Source organism: Cryobacterium sp. Y82, from assembly GCF_002929495.1.
GTDB lineage: Bacteria > Actinomycetota > Actinomycetes > Actinomycetales > Microbacteriaceae > Cryobacterium > Cryobacterium serini.
In genome coordinates this window covers 130,168-146,042 of sequence record NZ_PJJJ01000031.1, presented here as the reverse complement: position 1 = coordinate 146,042, position 15,875 = coordinate 130,168, and the positions used below count along the sequence as shown (strand labels likewise).

Here is a 15,875-nt window from a genome sequence, read left to right as displayed (position 1 = left end):
CCCACGGCCCGAAGATGGGCCCGGTGGTTCGGCGGGCCGGACTGCTGGGTCGAAACCGGCTAGTCGGGCCGGTCGACGTCGGCCCCGGTGCCGAGGTCGCCGCACTCAACCGCTTCGACGTCGTGCTCGCGCAGATACGGTCGCGCGCCGGTATCGCCGGCGAGAGTGTCGAGAAGGGGCACCCAGTGTGCCCGACCGATCACCACGGGATGCCCCGGTCGGCCGGCAAAACGGGCCTGACGCAGTGTGCCGGCGTCGCTCAAACCCATCAAGCGGGCCACGGTGGCGGTGTTCAGATCGGGCACGTCCACGGGAATGACCGCGACAGCAACGAGGTCGGGCTGTTCGAGGGCGCAGCGCAGGCCGGCGCGAAGGGAGGCCGAAAGCCCTTCGGCCCAGTCGGTGGCGTGCACGACCAAAACGGATGCGGTCGGCCGGGCCGCGCTGTGTTGGCGAGCGCTGTGGGCCGCCGGGCTCGGGGCTGACGCCCCGTTGGTCGAGGCCGGATCATTATCGCCAGCGTTGAGCAGTGCCGCGGCGTGCGCCCCGCTCGCACCGAGCACGACGATGACCGGGGAACAGCCTGCTGCTACGAGCACGTCGACGGCGTTCTGCAGCCAGGACCGGCCAGCGGCATCGTGCACGAGCGCCTTGGGCATGCCGTAGCGGGAACCAGCGCCGGCGGCGAGCACGAGCCCGCCTACTCGGGCGGTGCTGGCGGGCAGCGGGATGCTCGCGGGCTGGGGATCCGGAGCTGGTTTCTGCATGTCTGCCATCGTAGGGTTCTCGAGCCGTGACCTGGTGCCAGGTTCGCGTGCGTTCGCTCACCGAGCCGTGAGTGTCGAGCGCCGAGCCGTGAGCCTGAGCCCCGATCGCGGCTTTTTCGGTCCCAAACTCACGGCGCGGCGTCTCGATCGACCCCAAACTCACGGGTCGGCGAGCGGATGCTCGACCGGCCACTCCGTGCGCGTACTCCACCTATCGCGGCAGCCGACCGCTAGCTGCCTTTCACAGTGCGCGGGAGCTGCGCCGCTGCGCGGGAGGCGCAACTCCCGCGCTCTGGCGCAACTCCCGCGCGACGCGTGGCGCTGGAGTTCTGGCCAGACTCGAACTCCCGCGTCGCGCGACAGCAGCATCCGCTCAGCCGTGCAGCAGGCGCCAGATGCGGTCGCGGGTCATGGGCAGCTCGGTAGGACGGATGCCGATCGCGTCACGCACCGCATTGGCCAGCGCCGGCGCGACCGGGTTGTAGGTCGATTCGCTCATTGACTTGGCACCGTAGGGCCCGATCACGTCGTGAGTCTGCGCAAAATAGACCTCGGTGACCGGCAGATCCACGAGCTGGGGAACGTGGTAATTACGCAGCACCCGGGTCGTCACGGCGCCGGCGCCGTCGAGCACAACTTCCTCGAACAGTGCGGTGCCGAGGGCCTGCGCCACCCCGCCCTCGATCTGCCCGCGGCACTGTTCGGGATTCATGACGAAGCCGGCATCGGCGGCTTGGATCGACTGCAGGATGCGCACCTCGCCGGTGTCGGTGTTCACGGCCACCCGAAACGCGTGCACGTTGAAGGCGAGGGACCGCTTCATGCCGTCTTCGCGCCGCGTGGCGGTCAGGTCGACGTCCTTGGCCGCGGCCCAGTGCACGAGGGTATCAAGCGAGACGAGTTCGGACACTGACTCCACGGTGCGTAGCCCGTCACGCTCGAGCTGCCAGGTCCCAGCGTCGGTTCCTCTGGTCAGGCTGCGTCCGCTCCATGACGCCGCGGCTTCGACGAGAGTTTCAGCCAGCGCGGTCGCCGCGGCGAGCACGGCCTTGCCGGCCACAACGACACCGGCCGAGCCGAACGCGCCGGAGTCGTAGCCGGCGGCATCCGAATCGGAGTGCACCAGATCGATGCGGTCCACGGTCGTGTGCAGCGCCGTCGCCGCGATCTGGGCGTGCACGGTCGTGGTGCCGTTACCGAACTCGGTGGTCCCAACCCGCACCAGATAGCGGCCGCCGGCCATCAGTTGAACGGATGCCTGCGAGCGGTGCCCGCGCGGCGGTGTGGTGGCGATCATCGACGACGCCATGCCGGTGCCGATCCGCCACTGGGGCCCGGCCGGTGGGACAACCCGATTACCGCGTTTCAGGGCGGTTTCGGCGAGGTCGAGGCACTGGTCGAGGCCGTAGCTGCCGAAGACGAGGTCGGGGCCTTCCTCGTGCGTGACCACGAGCGGGTCACCCGGCTGCACCGAGTTGCGTCGGCGCAGCTCGAACGGGTCCAGGTCAAGCTCGCGGGCCAGTTCGTCGAGGGCGCCCTCGATTGCGAAAATGATCTGGCCGAGGCCGTAGCCGCGGAAGGCGCCCGACGGGGGATTATTCGTGTAGACGCTCTGGGCATCCACTCTTTTGTTGGGCACGTTGTAGAGCGCGACGGATTCACTCGTGCCGTGGAACATCACGCCGGGTGCATGGTTGCCGTAGGCACCGGTGTCGGCAAGAACGTCCAGTTTTAATGCGGTGAGGCGGCCGTCGACCTGCGCTCCGAGCGTGACGTCGATGGTCATCGGATGCCGCACCGGGGCGATCGTGAACTCGTCGGTGCGGGTGAATTCGTACTGCACCGGACGCCCGGTTTCAAGCACGGCGAGAGTGACGAGGTCTTCCGTGAGGAGCTCCTGCTTGCCGCCGAAGCCGCCGCCCACTCGCGCGGTAAAGACGCGCACCCCGGCCGGGTCGAGGTCGAACAGGCGGCAGATCTCCTTCTGCACCAAAAACGGAACCTGCGAGCTCGTGCGCAAGACCAGCCGTTCTTGGTCGAGCCAGCCGATCGTGGCGTGGGTTTCGAGGTGAGTGTGGGCGATGCGCTGGGTCTGCCAGCTGCCCGAGACGACGGTAGTGGCCTCGGCGAGACCGGCCTCGACGGAGCCGAATTCGCCGTGCAGCTCGGCGACCAGGTTGCGCCCCGGATCTGCCAGGCGGGAGACGATCGGGTCCTTGTCGCCGTGCACGAGCACCGCGCCGGGGGTAAGGGCCAGTCGCGGGTCGAAGACGCCCTCCAGCAGGTCGTACTCGACCTCGATCAGCCGACAGGCAGCCTCGGCGATCGCCACCGAATCGGCCACGACTGCCGCGACGCGTTGCCCGCGAAATCGCAGGGTCTGGTCGAAGACCAGCGTGTCGTCGGGGTCGTCGAACCGGCTTTCATGCCGCGCGGTCGAAAACAGGGTGCTGGGGGAGTCGGCCTGGGTGAGCACACGGTGCACACCGGGTAGCCCGGCAGCCTCCGCCACATTCAGAGAGCGGATGCGTGCGTGGGCGTGCGGACTCCCCAGCACCGCCAGGTGCAGCAGACCGGGGATGGCCACGTCGAGGGTGTACGGTTCCAGGCCGCTCACCACGCGCTCCCCGGCGATCGCGCCGGGGGAGGTGCCGACCAGACCGGCGGCCCGCGCACCCCTCGTGCGCCCGGTCGCCCGTACCGGTCCGAGGCTCGATGCCGCGGCATGCTCGCGCCCCGGCGCGGTGTGGCAAAACCCTTCCGGCGGGGTGTGCTCGCCGACGATCGCATCGGAAATCGAGCGATAGCCGGTGCATCGGCATAGATTTCCCGTCAATAAACGGGGCAGGTCATCGACGGAAGGCGCGGCATCCGCCTCGATGGCTGCGGCGGTGACGATCATGCCCGGGGTGCAGAAGCCGCACTGAAAGCCGGCGGAGTCGACGAAACGTTGTTGCACAGGCGCGAGGTTGCCCGGCTGGCCCAGCCCGGCCGCCGTCGTGATCTGCTTTCCGGCGGCTCGGTAAGCCGGGTAGATGCAGGAGTGCACGGGCGTGCCGTCGACCTGCACGGTGCAGGCACCGCAGTCGCCGCTGTCGCACCCCTTCTTCACCTCGAAATGCTCGTGTTCGCGCAGCAGAGTGCGCAGGCATTGGCCGGGAGTCGGCGTCGCCTCGACCCGGGTGCCATTGACCGAGAAGGTCACGGCACCGATCTCTTCGATTTTCGCCTGTTCCAGCGTCATGCGCGGCCTCCGGCCAGTTCGAGTTCGACGCGAATCTCTTCGCCGAGCAGCAGACCCATCGCGCGTCGCCAGTCGGCGGCGCCGTGGGCGTCCGTGAACCAGCAGTCGATCGTGGCGATATCGCGGGCGAGAACGTCGGCGGCGGGTAGCGCCGCATAGCGCAGCTGCACCGGGTGCAGCGTCGCCGCCGTCACCGTGAGTACGAAAGCACCGAGCAAGTCGAGCCGTCCGGCGAGCACCGCGCCCGAGCGCCCGAGCGGCGACAGGGCAATCTTGCGATATGCCGTCTGCGCGTGCAGCGAGGCGAGCGGCACGTGAATGGAGCGCAACACATCGCCGTCGGCGAGCACATTGGTCATGTTGCCGGTCACGAACGATCGGGCCGGCACGATGTCGTCGCTACCGTTCGCCCGCCAGACCAGCACTTCGGCGTCGAGGGCGACCGCGAGGGTGATCATGGGGCCGGCCGGCAGCGAGGTGGCCAGGTTGCCGCCGACCGTCGCGACGTTCCACACCTTGAAGGAGCCGAACAGGGCCGTGCAGCACTGATAGAACAGCGGATGCGCCGTCCAGCCCGCTCGCATCGGCAGCCGGGAGAGCTCGGCCAGCGTGCAGGTCGCACCGATGACGAGGCCGTCGTCGGTCACCGTGAGGGCCGCCCAGCCGAAGGTCTGCAGGTCGACGAGACCGGTGAGATGAGCGCGCGGGTCGGCGAACAGCTCGGATCCGCCGGCCAGCGGCACGACGGTGGGCCCGAGCGCGATGAGGTCGCTGCGCTGCCGTGCTGCGGTGATCTGGGTCAGGGTGCTGAGGTCCATGTGTCTTCCGTCGCATGTCGTGAAGCCAACTTGATAGTCGGTGGCGCGTCCGCGCGCGGCGGTGGCACAGGGTTTTGGACCCAGGGGCGAACCGAACGCGGTAACAGATGCCCCACCGGGTTGCGACCAGACTACCTGTGGAGGCTCGGGATTAGCAGAGAAGAGAGCGCCCCACCAACAGGGGCGGTTCGGCTACTCGGGCGCAGGTTGATTCCCAGCCGACACTGTAAGTATTTCGTCGATTACGACGGTGGGAGACCGAGATGACCGCAGCCCCAACCCCCGAACACACGATGCCGTTCGAACAACAGGATGCTGATTCGAACCAGCTCGTCCCCGATCATTTTGATGTGGTCGTGATCGGTGCCGGCCCGGCTGGAACCGCTGCAGCCCTGCGCGCGGCGGAACTGGGCGCATCCGTCGCCGTCTGCGAAGCTGACCGCCTCGGCGGCACGTGCGTGAATACCGGATGCGTGCCCACCCGGGTGCTCGCCAAAACGGCTCGGCTCATGCGGGAGATCCGAACCGCCGACGCCTATGGCATTTCCGTGTCTGAGGGCCCCCTGGATTGGCCCACCATCGTCGCCCGTGTCCGGCAAACCGTTGACCGAGTGCGTGTGATGAAAAATGAGGCGACGCGATTCGCTGACGCCGGTGTAAAACTCATTCTTGAGGGGCGCGCCTCCTTTCTGGATGCCTCCACGCTCAGGCTGGAATCTGGGCGTCGGGTCACCGCCGGTGCCGTACTGGTGTGCGTCGGCGGTCATTCCCGGCGGCTGCCGGTTGCAGGAGCCGAGCTCGCGACGGTACCGGAGCACGTGCTCGACCTTCCAAGTGTTCCCATGCGCCTGGCCGTGATCGGTGGGGGAAACACCGGTGCCCAATTGGTCACTGTGTTTCGTTCCTTCGGCTCGGCTGTGACCCTGCTCGATGTTGCCGACCGCGTGCTCGCCACGTCTGATGAGTCCGTCTCGCACGCCGTCGGCCAGGCGTTCGTCGAGCAAGGTGTCATACTCCGCCTGGGCATCGACGGTATTGACGGCCTTCAACGCGCCGCTGACGGCTCGATCACCCTGACCTGGCGAGAGAACGGGCTCGAGAGTGCGGACAGCTTCGACGCGGTGATCATGGCAACCGGCTGGCCAGCGGATATCGACGACCTCGGCCTCGAAACAGCCGGCGTGGTCACGAGTCGTTCGTCTATTCCCGTCGATGCGTATTTTCGAAGTTCGGTAGCGCACATTTTTGCCGTTGGCGACGCCAATGGCCGAGACATGCTTGTGCAGGCCGCACAATTCGAAGGAGAGGCCGCAGCCGAGAACGCCGTGTTGGATGCCAACCGACGAACCCCGCACCACTTGCTTCCTGCGGGTGGGTTCACCGATCCGGACTACGCAGGTGTCGGTCTGACCGAGGTCGACGCGCGGCGTCGCGACGAGCTGTGCGTCGCAACGGTGGTGCCGTATTCGTTGCTGGATCGGGCGGTGATCGACGATCGCCAGCGGGGATTCCTCAAACTCATCGCCGACCGCCGCCGCGAGCACATTCTCGGTGCCCACGCGGTCGGCGAGAACGCCGTCGAGGTCATTCAGTCCGTGACGACGGCGATGGCCGCCGGGATCGACGTGGCCACGCTGGCAAATGTGCGGTTCGCCTACCCCACCTACAGTGCCGTGATCGGGCTCGCTGCCCGAGCCCTGCTAGCAGAGCAGGCCGATAGCGCGGTCACGTTGGATGGTCAGACGTCGATCGCGTAGACGAGTTCTTCCTGCAGCATGCCAAGCCATTCATAGAGTTCGCGCAAAAATGGAGTGTCTTCGGTGGCGAGGTGCACGACGCCGTCCGGCGAGATCTGCAACCGATCGGCGAGGGTCAGGCGCAGGTCCGTGAGGCTGCGCAGCCAGGCCTGCACGGCGTCGGGGTCGACATTGACCGTGACCGGCTGGCTATCCTCCCTGTCGGGCGTGGCGGCATTGGGTTCCTTGGCAGCCAAGGAGTCCAGCACGATCTGGGCATTCTGCGCTTTGCGTTCGAGCAAGCCGGTCGCCGTAAAGCGGCGAAACTCCGCCGCCGCTTCGTCGTCGTCCCGGTAGGCGTCGGGAAGCAGCCGGCCGAATGCTCCATCGCTTGCGGTGAGCTGGGGGTCGGTGGTGCCGGAGCGGAGCATTTCGAGAAGCTGGGTAGTGGCGAGGCGCAGAAGGTCTGCTTCGATCGGTTCGAAGCGGCCGAGCAATAGGCCGTCTGGCTGCGGGGTGAATCGCCGCAGGGCGCTCATTCGTCGGCCTTCGCCAGTGTCGCCCAGAGACCGTATCCGTGCATGGCCTCGACGTGGCGTTCCATCGATTCGCGATTGCCCGTAGCCACGACGGCCCGGCCGTTGTTGTGTACCTGCAGCATGAGTCGTTCGGCTTGTTTGGGGGTGACACCGAAATAGCTGCGAAAAACGTAGGCGACATACGACATGAGATTGACCGGGTCGTCCCAGACCAGGGTCACCCACGGTCGGTCGAGTGACACCGCTTCGCGCAGCTCGGTGTGTTCGGCAGTCTTGGTCACCCCTCAAGCCTCACACGCTACCGCCGGGTTTTCCACCGCCATCTGATACCGCCGTGTCATACTCCGCTGTGCGGTGCCCGCATTCGAGCCGAGGGAATATCCTTAGGTATGACGTCTTTTGCACCATCGTCCGCCATTTCCGCAACCCCTGCCGCCCAGCGCCCAGAACCGGCTCCGCTGACCAACATTGACGTTGAACGCATTCGCAACGACTTTCCGGTGCTGCACCAGGCGGTGAATGGGCATCCGCTCGTCTATCTCGACTCGGGAGCCACTTCCCAGAACCCGATCAGCGTGATGGAGGCCGAGCAGGAATACTACGAGCAGCGAAACGCCGCCGTGCACCGCGGCGCGCACACGCTCGCCGTCGAGGCCACCGAGGCCTTCGAAGCTGCCCGAGAAAAGGTTGCCGCGTTCGTCGGCGCAGAGACCGACGAGATCGTCTGGACCTCCAACGCCACCGAGGCCATCAACCTGCTCGCCTACAGTTTCTCCAACGCCTCGCTCGGCCTCGGCGGCCCCGCGGCTCGCCGGTTCAGCCTGGGCGCCGGCGACGAGATCGTGGTCACCGAGATGGAACACCACGCCAATCTCATTCCCTGGCAGCAACTGGCGCTGCGCACCGGCGCCACCCTGCGTTTCATTCCCGTGCTCGATGACGGCACCCTCGACCTGCTTTCCGCAGCGGACGTCATCGGCCAACACACGAGATTACTCGCTTTCACGCATGGCTCGAATGTCACCGGAACCATCAACCCGGTCGCCGAACTCGTGGCGCTGGCCCGTAAAGTCGGGGCGCTGGTCGTGCTCGACGCCTGCCAGACCGTGCCGCACCTGCCGGTTGACGTGAAGGCGCTCGATGTGGATTTCGCCGTCTTCTCGGGCCACAAGATGCTCGGCCCGACCGGCATCGGCGTTCTTTTCGGCAAGGCAGAACTGCTCGCCGATATGCCGCCTTTTCTCACCGGCGGATCGATGATCACTACCGTGAACATGCAGGCTGCCGAGTTTCTCGCACCGCCGCAACGCTTCGAAGCCGGTACGCAGCGCATCTCCCAGGCAATCGCTCTGGCGGCGGCCGTCGACTACCTGAGCGAAACCGGCATGGATCGGGTCGCAGCGTGGGAAGCCCAGCTTGGCCAGCGCCTGGTCGCCGGGGTCGCCGAGATTGCAGGCGTGCGTCTGCTCGGCCCCGGACTCGGCGTGGAACGGCTGGGGCTCGCCGCTGTCGACGTTGCCGGAGTGCATGCCCACGACGTCGGTCAGTTTCTCGACGATGCCGGAATCGCGGTGCGGGTCGGCCACCACTGCGCCCAACCGCTGCACCGCCGCCTGGGCGTGACCGCCTCCACGCGCGCGAGCACCTACCTCTACAACACCACCGACGAGGTCGACCTGTTTCTGGCCACCCTTGCCGAGGTCGCCCCCTTCTTCGGCGTCAAGCCATGAGCGACCTGCAGCAGCTTTACCAGACGATCATTCTCGAGCACGCGAAAGCTCGCCACGGGGCGGTCGAGCTCACGCCGCTGGCCGACGCCGTAGCGCTCGGCGACGCGAGCGGCCTGCGGGTGGCCGAATCGCACCAGATCAACACGACCTGCGGTGACGAGATCACCCTGCGCGTCTCGCTCGACACCGAAACGGTCACCGACCTGGTCTGGACCGGGGAGGGCTGCTCGATTTCGCAGGCATCCGCTTCGATTCTCACCGATACGCTGAGCGGCCTGAGCGTCACCTCGGCACGCGCCCTGCTCGATAACTTTCGCGAGATGCTGCGCTCCCGCGGCAAGATTGAGCCCGACGAGGAAGTTCTCGGGGATGCCGCCGCCTTCGGGGGAGTGTCGCGGTACCCCGCCAGAGTTAAGTGCGCCATGCTGCCCTGGGTCGCCTTCGAGGCCGCCCTGATCGAGGTGGAGTCGCACTAGCAGCAGACGGATGGCCGCCCGGGCCTGGGCCTCGAGTCTCGAATCTCGAATCTCGCGAGACGACACATTCGGCCCCATGAGCAGACCAACATCCGCGCGAGACGACAAGTTCGGCCCCTTGAACACGAATCAAGGGGCCGAAGTTGGCAAGTCACAAAATCAAAGGGGCCGAAGTTGGCATCTCGCGCAGCGAAGGGCCGGAACGAGCGCGCAGCGCCCCGACGGAACTAGTTGTCGCCGGTGCCGAGCTCGGCGTGCAGGGGCCAGTCCTGGTCGTCCAGAATGAGCTGTGCGCACGCGCCGGTGCGAGCGTTGACCACGATGGGTGCCATCAGGTTGACCGTCGTGGTGCTCTCACCGGGGTTGACGACCACGAGCACGAGGGCGTCGTCGGGCGTCGTCAGCGACAGCGTAATCGACTGCTCGCTCGAAATCGCCGGTGTGTAGTTGGGCAAAAAGATTGCAGCGTCGAGCACGAACAGGCGCGTGGTCGGGTGAGCGGATGCCTGCAGCGAGTAGAGTCCAGCGGCCCCTTCGATCTCGTGGAGCACGAAGTCGGTGAGAGGCGCCAGTCCGGGTGGGGGAGAGACAAAGCTGAGGGTGGGGCTGGTGAGGGTAGCGGTCATGAGAGAAAGTCCATCAGGGTTGGTTGAAGTACACGGGCGGTAACAGCGAGGGCGGCCTGATAGGTCACTTCCTGCAGTTTCAAATCGATGATGACCTGGCCCAGGTCGGCGTCTTCGATGCCGGAACGCTGGGCATCCAGTGTGCCGGACTTTTCCAGGAGGGTCGACTGGGCACGTTCCATCTGCACCTGGCGGGCACCCATTTCACTGCGCTGACCGGTCATGATGGCCATCCGATCGTCGAGTTCGTTCAGTCGTAGGCCTACGTTGACCGAGGAATCGGTCGAGCGCAGGTCGGCGACGATATTGTCGAGCAAAGCGAAAACCGATGAAGTGCCGGCAATCTCGTCATCTTTACCGAAGATCGTCTCCCCTGCTGCGTCCACCCGCACGGTACTCGTGGCGCTGATGCGCCGTTCGACGCTATTGGCGCCCGCGGTGTCGCCCGAGTATGCATAGATCGCCCCGCCGGTGCTGTCGGTACCCGCTGGGGTGAACGCCGTGGCAGCATCTGAATTGCCGGCAAAGACGCTGCGCCCGAGAAACTTCGTGTTGGCCTGCGACAGGAGGTCGGTTTTGAGGCCGTCGATCTCAATTGCGATGGCTTCTTTGGCGGTGGCGGAGAGCGCACCGGAGTTGGCGCCCTGCACGGTGAGAAAACGAACGCGGTTCATGATGTCCGATACCGACCCGAGGGACGATTCGATCGTGGTCAGCCAGTCGTTACCGTTGTCGGCATTTGCGCTGTACTGATCGACCGCACGCATTTCGGCGCGCACCGCCATGGCTGCGGCCGCAGCGGTGGGGTCGTCTGAGGAACGGTTGATGGACTTGAGCGTGCTCGCCTGCTCCTGCAACCGCGCGAGGTGCGTCATATTCTCTTGCAGGTTGCGCTGGGCAGCGCGCATCTGAGTGTGGGTGGTTACCCGGTCGACCATGAGCTACCTCCCGACCAATCCGGTGCGGTTGATCAAAGTGTCGAGCATCTCGTCGACGGCCGTCATCATGCGGGCCGCGCCCTGATAGGCGTGCTGGAACATGAGCAGGTTCACGTTCTCTTCGTCGAGGTCTACCGAGGAGTTGGCGAGCTGCTGGTTGGCCGCGCCCGATGCGGTCAAGCTGGCCAGCGCCGCGGACTGCAGCTCGGTCTGCGTGAGTACGCCGGTCTTCGTGACGAAGTCCGACCAGGTGGTGCTCGGCGACGTGATGGCGCTGCCATCTGCGTTCAGCGCGAATCCGGCGCCGAGCTGGGCGATGGCATCCGCTATGGTGCCGTCGTAGGCGCCGGACGTAGCGGATGCCCGTACCGCCATTTCACCGGATGACTTCGGCAGGATGCTCAGACCCTGTGCGGCGGGTGCACCGTCGGCGACAGCGAAGAACTCGAAGCCGCTGACATCACCGCCCTGCTTGAAGCCGGTTTTATAGATGGCGTTGACCTTGTCGGCGATTTCGGTCGCAAACGCGTTGTAGGAGGCGGCAGCTTCGGCCAGTGCGCCACCGGAGCCACTGACGTTGGACTCGCCGAGAAGCGACAGGGCGCCGGCCATTTCGCCCCGGTCCATCGTCACGGCCGTGTCGGCGTTGTCGGCCCACACCAGGTTCACGTCACCGCTGTCCTGCATCACTCGCGGAGAGTCGGCGGTGACCTGCACCTGATGGGCGGTGCCGCCGGAGACGAGAGCGTTGCCGCCCACGAGCACGGTGACCGTGCCATCGGCCTGCTCGGTGACGCTCGCACCGGTCAGGGCGGCGATCGTGGTCGTGAGGGCGCTGCGCTGGTCGAGCAGTTCGTTGGCCGTGCCGCCCGTGGCGAGGCTCTGGCGAATCTGCACGTTGAGCGCGGCGACCTGGGTGGCAGCGCCGTTGAGTTCCGAGACCATGTTGTTCAGGTCGCTGCGCACGTTTGACCATTCGTCGGAGACGGCCTGGTAGCCCTCGGAGATCTGCGTGAGCAGTTCACCGGCCGTGCCAAGCAGCAGCGCTGCGGGGGCTGCGGTGTCGGTTCCGTTCGACAGGGTCTGCCAGCCGGCCCAGAACTCATCGAGCTTGGCCGAGATGCCGTCTTCCCCGGGCTCGTTGAGCGAGTCTTCGACCGAGGCGAGGGCGTTGGCCCGCACCGCCGTGTAGCCGGCGGTCGCTGCGGTGGCGCGCACGCGGGCATCCAGTTGGGCGCTGGCCAGGCGAGCGATGCCGTCCATGGCAACGCCCTCACCGACGCGGGCGCCCTGGGTGAAGATGCCGGTAGGGGCCGTGGCGCCGAGAGCGGAGGTCGATATGCGCTGACGCGTGTAGCCCTCCGTGTTGGCGTTGGCAATGTTTTGCCCGACCACGTCGAGTCCCTGACGCGCGGCAACGAGGCCGGTGTACGCGGTGTTCAAGCCACCAAATGTGCTCACCGTGTTCTCCGTTCTTCTCGTTGGGCGTGCATAAGTTATAGGTTGCGGTCGAAAATGCGGGCGGCAGTCACCGGGGTGCCGGTCACTCCGCTGGCATCGTAGGTCTTGGGGTTGGTACTGACCGTGGTCATCGTCTCTTGGGTGGAGCGCGCCGCGGCACGAATGAAACGTTCGTTGGTGTCGCGCAGTTCTTTGATCTGGGTGGTGAGTTCGCCCATGGCTTTCAGGTGTGCGGCAAAGATTTCACCCCAGGGCCCCTCGGGAGCATTGGCGGCGAGTTCACGCAGGGTGGCGTCTTCGGCCGTTCCCCACTGGGTTGCCAGTGCGGCTACCTCCACGGAACGCCCGAGTCCGGCTTCGCGCACGAGGTTCAGAACCTGTTCAACTTCGCGAGTGGCGTGTTGCAGCCAGCGCGACTTACCGCCCTGCAGCAAGAGCTGTTCCTCTTCAAGTTTGAAGACGAGCAACTCGAGAAGTTCACGTTCTCGCCACAGCAACGCAGACAATTCGTTGGCGCCCATGACTTCTCCAGCCCACAATTTCACTCGCGCTCAGGGTCACACGGGTGCGTGTGCCCTGGTTCATTCGTTGGCACTATCGGCCGCGAAATTAACGCGGTTAGGCAAAATGGCCTGCTTTCTTGCTGATTTTCTCAATCGTGTCCTCTAAAGAGAGGACACGCTAATGTATCAAATGGGGCTTGTAGCGCTACCCATTTACCCCTTAGTACGGGTAGCTTTGATTTCGCAGGCATTGGGGCCTCTCGCGGGAGGCGCGTCAGCCCTTCCGTGCACATTCGAAAATTGGCATGAGAAGCTCGGGGGCCGCACGTGAATCGCACTGACCGCAATGCCCTCGTCGTCGAAAATCTTCCCTTGGTCGGCTACCTCGTTTCGGAGGTCTGGGCCAAGGCTCGCCACCTGTCCCGCGATGACCTCGCCTCGGCCGGCGCGGTAGCCCTCATCACGTCAGCGGATGCCTTCAACCCAGCTCTCGGAGTTCCCTTCGGAGCCTTCGCCCGCCGTCGCATCATCGGCGCATTCGCCGATGAGATGCGCTCAAGCGACTGGGCCACCCGCTCGGCTCGCCGCCGCATCAAAGAGACCCTGGCCGTGCAGGAGACCCTCGCGGCCGCGCTCGGGCGCACCCCGAACGTGAACGAGATCGCCGATGCCCTCGGTGTCGACCGTGAAACTGCCGCGGCTGGCCTGGCCGACGCGGCCCGCACCCTCTCGGCCCTCGATGACACGACCGCCGAGTTTCTCGTGGCCGACACCGCCATGCCCGAAGAGTCGCTGCTGTCCACCGAACGCCTGGTCTACCTGCGCGCGGCCATCGAGGCCCTCCCTGAGAAGATGCGAGCCATCGTCGAGCAGATCTACTTCGACGACCGCCCGGTCAAGGACATCGCCGCCGAACTCGGCACCACACACTCCGCTGTCTCCCAAATGCGCGCCGAGGCGATTCGCCTGCTTCGCGACGGCCTCAGCACGCACTACGCCGACGAAATCGAGACCGCGACTGCGTATCAGCCGGAGTCCCGCATCGCTCCGGCTCGCCGTAGTGCCTATCTCGCCCGACTCGCCGACCTCGCCACGGTGGGAATGACCCGCACCGCTCACGACCACCTGCAGCTCGACACGGCTGAACGCGCAGCATCCTGAACTTTGCACCACCCCGCGCTGGCCCATGGATGGGCCGGCTTCATAACACCTCACGGAAGAAACCATCATGGGCATGCAGATCAATAACAACACTTCGGCATCAGACGCTTACCGTGAGCTCGCTGCATCGCAGACGGGCCTCACGCAGCCGACCGTGGCAATTTCGAGCGGTCTCGCCTCGACCGAGTCTGTCGTTGCCGCTGACAGTACCGACTTCGAGGGTAAGACGCGTGCCGTCTCCGCCGAGAACACCCTCGCTGCCGCGTCGCGCCTGACCAACAGCGCCATGGCCGAGCAGATGGTCGACCTCACCCGTGTGAGCATTCTCGCCCAACCCGTCACCGCGGTCTCCGCCCAGGCCAACCAGTCGAACTCCGACGTTCTGCAGCTGCTCCGCCCCGCCGCGTAGCTGTCGCTCGCTTTCACGAGAAGATGCTGTCCGCTCGTGGGCAGCGTCTTCTTGTTGTGTGTGGCCCGCTCGGGGGGCAATCTTTGACCGGAATCTAACCCCCACAGCAAAACGGTCGATAGCAAGAGTTGCCAGGCCATGGATGGGCTGGTGTAACACGACCCACTCACGGAGGATTCACCATGGGCATGCAAGTCAATACCAACGTCGCGGCCAACAACGCGTACCGCAACCTGGCCACCACGCAGAATGACCTTTCCAAGTCGCTTGAGAAGCTGTCGAGTGGTCTTCGGATCAACCGTGCAGCGGATGACGCGGCCGGCCTCGCAATCTCGGAGGGCCTGAAGTCGCAGGTCGGTGGCCTCACGGTTGCCGCTCGTAACGCTCAGGACGCCGTGAGTGTTATTCAGACCGCTGAAGGTTCGCTGAATGAGGTGCAGTCGATTCTGCAGCGTGTTCGTGACCTCGCCGTTCAGGCCGGTAACGACTCGAACAACAAAGAGTCACGTGGAGCGATCAAGACCGAGGTCGCAGCACTGACCAAGGAACTCACTCGCATCAGCGAGTCGACGAACTTCAACGGCACCCAGCTGCTCGACGGCACCGAACCCTCGCTCAGCTTTCAGGTCGGTGCAAACGGCGACGCCAGCAGCCAGATCAAGGTCGACCTGTCGAAGGCCGACGTCTCCGACGTCACCAAGGCCATTGGCTCAACCAACACAGGAACGTCGTATGATCTGGCTAAAGGCACAGTCAAGAACGCTACTGACTTCAACGGGGCGCATTCCTTCACGATTGACGGCGACACCGCCAACAAGGTCACAACCGGCGCGATTGCTGGTCTGACGTCTACCTCGACGGCTGCGGACGTTGCAGCCAAACTCAATGCAGACAGCGGATTCAAAGGCAAGCTTCTGGCCACCGTTGACGAGAACAACAACCTTAACGTTCGTTCCATCGCAGGCGGTGTTGTTGCTGATGCCAACACGACGAACTCCACGATCCTGGCAGCGACGACCAACACGAAAATCGGTGGCCTGGACTTCTCCTCGGCCGAGGGCGCTGCCGCAGCGATCACGGCTCTGGACCGTCAGATCTCGGGCATCTCCACCGCTCGCGCCTCTTTGGGTGCTGACCAGAACCGGTTCGAGAGTGTCATCAAGAACCTGGCCGTCTCCAAGGAGAACCTCACCGCTGCCGGTTCGCGTATTCGCGACACCGACATGGCTGAAGAGATGGTCAAGTACACCCGGGCGAACATCCTGTCGCAGGCTGGCACCGCCATGCTCGCGCAGGCCAACCAGTCGAACTCGGGCGTTCTGCAGCTGCTCCAGTAACACGCTTTACCACCGGATCAGATTCTGATCCGGTCGCCGTAGCCGAGACACCGCGAATTTGATCGCGCTTTCCCTGGTCATGGCACCCCCCGAACACGTCTGTTCAGCCGGTTCTTCTGACGGGCTGAAC

At 65.3% G+C, this 15,875-nt stretch carries 15 protein-coding genes; 6 read left to right on the top strand and 9 right to left on the bottom strand.

What is annotated here, in order from left to right; translation table 11 throughout:
- Nucleotides 1–59: 59 nt before the first annotated feature.
- The 3 genes from CXY70_RS08610 to CXY70_RS08600 form a co-directional block, all read right to left on the bottom strand.
- The gene (locus CXY70_RS08610; protein WP_104192015.1) at nt 60–767 is read right to left on the bottom strand and encodes an NTP transferase domain-containing protein; all 708 of its coding nucleotides are present in this window, start codon (nt 765–767) and stop codon (nt 60–62) included.
- Nucleotides 768–1,140: 373 nt separating this feature from the next.
- Nucleotides 1,141–4,011 (bottom strand): molybdopterin-dependent oxidoreductase, encoded by a 2,871-nt coding sequence (locus tag CXY70_RS08605; protein ID WP_233205837.1) that lies wholly within the window; start codon nt 4,009–4,011, stop codon nt 1,141–1,143.
- Complete coding sequence (locus tag CXY70_RS08600; protein ID WP_104191951.1) at nt 4,008–4,829, bottom strand: FAD binding domain-containing protein; 822 nt, start codon at nt 4,827–4,829, stop codon at nt 4,008–4,010. Before CXY70_RS08600 ends, CXY70_RS08605 begins: the two co-directional genes overlap by 4 nt.
- A 263-nt stretch (nt 4,830–5,092) precedes the next feature.
- Here CXY70_RS08600 and CXY70_RS08595 point away from each other — a divergent pair, with 263 nt between their 5' ends.
- The gene (locus tag CXY70_RS08595; RefSeq protein WP_233205836.1) at nt 5,093–6,586 is read left to right on the top strand and encodes an NAD(P)/FAD-dependent oxidoreductase; all 1,494 of its coding nucleotides are present in this window, start codon (nt 5,093–5,095) and stop codon (nt 6,584–6,586) included.
- Here CXY70_RS08595 and CXY70_RS08590 read toward each other — a convergent pair.
- Together CXY70_RS08590 and clpS are read right to left on the bottom strand one after the other, a co-directional pair.
- Nucleotides 6,568–7,104 (bottom strand): DUF2017 family protein, encoded by a 537-nt coding sequence (locus tag CXY70_RS08590; RefSeq protein ID WP_104191950.1) that lies wholly within the window; start codon nt 7,102–7,104, stop codon nt 6,568–6,570. The two genes, CXY70_RS08595 and CXY70_RS08590, sit on opposite strands and share 19 nt — an antisense overlap.
- Entirely contained in the window at nt 7,101–7,385 is a 285-nt protein-coding gene (clpS, locus tag CXY70_RS08585; protein WP_104191949.1) for an ATP-dependent Clp protease adapter ClpS, read from the bottom strand. The genes CXY70_RS08590 and clpS overlap by 4 nt, the downstream gene beginning before the upstream one ends.
- A gap of 108 nt (nt 7,386–7,493) precedes the next feature.
- Here clpS and CXY70_RS08580 point away from each other — a divergent pair, with 108 nt between their 5' ends.
- Both CXY70_RS08580 and sufU read left to right on the top strand, forming a co-directional pair.
- Nucleotides 7,494–8,834: an aminotransferase class V-fold PLP-dependent enzyme gene (locus CXY70_RS08580; protein WP_104191948.1), complete on the top strand. Its 1,341-nt coding sequence runs from the start codon at nt 7,494–7,496 to the stop codon at nt 8,832–8,834.
- Entirely contained in the window at nt 8,831–9,310 is a 480-nt protein-coding gene (sufU, locus tag CXY70_RS08575) for a Fe-S cluster assembly sulfur transfer protein SufU (RefSeq protein ID WP_104191947.1), read from the top strand. Before CXY70_RS08580 ends, sufU begins: the two co-directional genes overlap by 4 nt.
- 227 nt (nt 9,311–9,537) lie before the next feature.
- Here the strand turns inward: sufU and CXY70_RS08570 are convergent, their stop codons facing one another.
- The 4 genes from CXY70_RS08570 to CXY70_RS08555 are packed head-to-tail and all read right to left on the bottom strand — an operon-like array spanning nt 9,538 to nt 12,856.
- Nucleotides 9,538–9,936 (bottom strand): flagellar assembly protein FliW, encoded by a 399-nt coding sequence (locus CXY70_RS08570; RefSeq protein WP_104191946.1) that lies wholly within the window; start codon nt 9,934–9,936, stop codon nt 9,538–9,540.
- Nucleotides 9,933–10,874, bottom strand: a complete 942-nt coding sequence (gene flgL / locus CXY70_RS08565; RefSeq protein WP_104191945.1) for a flagellar hook-associated protein FlgL — start codon at nt 10,872–10,874, stop codon at nt 9,933–9,935. Before flgL ends, CXY70_RS08570 begins: the two co-directional genes overlap by 4 nt.
- Before the next feature lie 3 nt (nt 10,875–10,877).
- Nucleotides 10,878–12,335 carry a flagellar hook-associated protein FlgK gene (gene flgK, locus CXY70_RS08560; protein WP_104191944.1) on the bottom strand — a complete coding sequence of 486 codons (1,458 nt, stop codon included), beginning with the start codon at nt 12,333–12,335 and terminating at the stop codon, nt 10,878–10,880.
- 35 nt (nt 12,336–12,370) lie between these two features.
- A complete protein-coding gene (locus CXY70_RS08555; protein WP_104191943.1) occupies nt 12,371–12,856 on the bottom strand; it encodes a flagellar protein FlgN in 486 nt (161 codons plus the stop codon).
- 309 nt (nt 12,857–13,165) lie between these two features.
- Between CXY70_RS08555 and CXY70_RS08550 the strand changes: the two genes are divergently transcribed.
- From CXY70_RS08550 to CXY70_RS08540, 3 genes are all read left to right on the top strand, one after another.
- Nucleotides 13,166–13,999 (top strand): sigma-70 family RNA polymerase sigma factor, encoded by an 834-nt coding sequence (locus CXY70_RS08550; protein ID WP_104191942.1) that lies wholly within the window; start codon nt 13,166–13,168, stop codon nt 13,997–13,999.
- A gap of 73 nt (nt 14,000–14,072) precedes the next feature.
- Entirely contained in the window at nt 14,073–14,408 is a 336-nt protein-coding gene (locus CXY70_RS08545) for a flagellin (RefSeq protein WP_158250938.1), read from the top strand.
- A gap of 188 nt (nt 14,409–14,596) precedes the next feature.
- On the top strand, nt 14,597–15,745 hold the full coding sequence (locus CXY70_RS08540; RefSeq protein WP_369852268.1) for a flagellin: 1,149 nt from the start codon (nt 14,597–14,599) through the stop codon (nt 15,743–15,745).
- Nucleotides 15,746–15,875 lie beyond the last annotated feature (130 nt).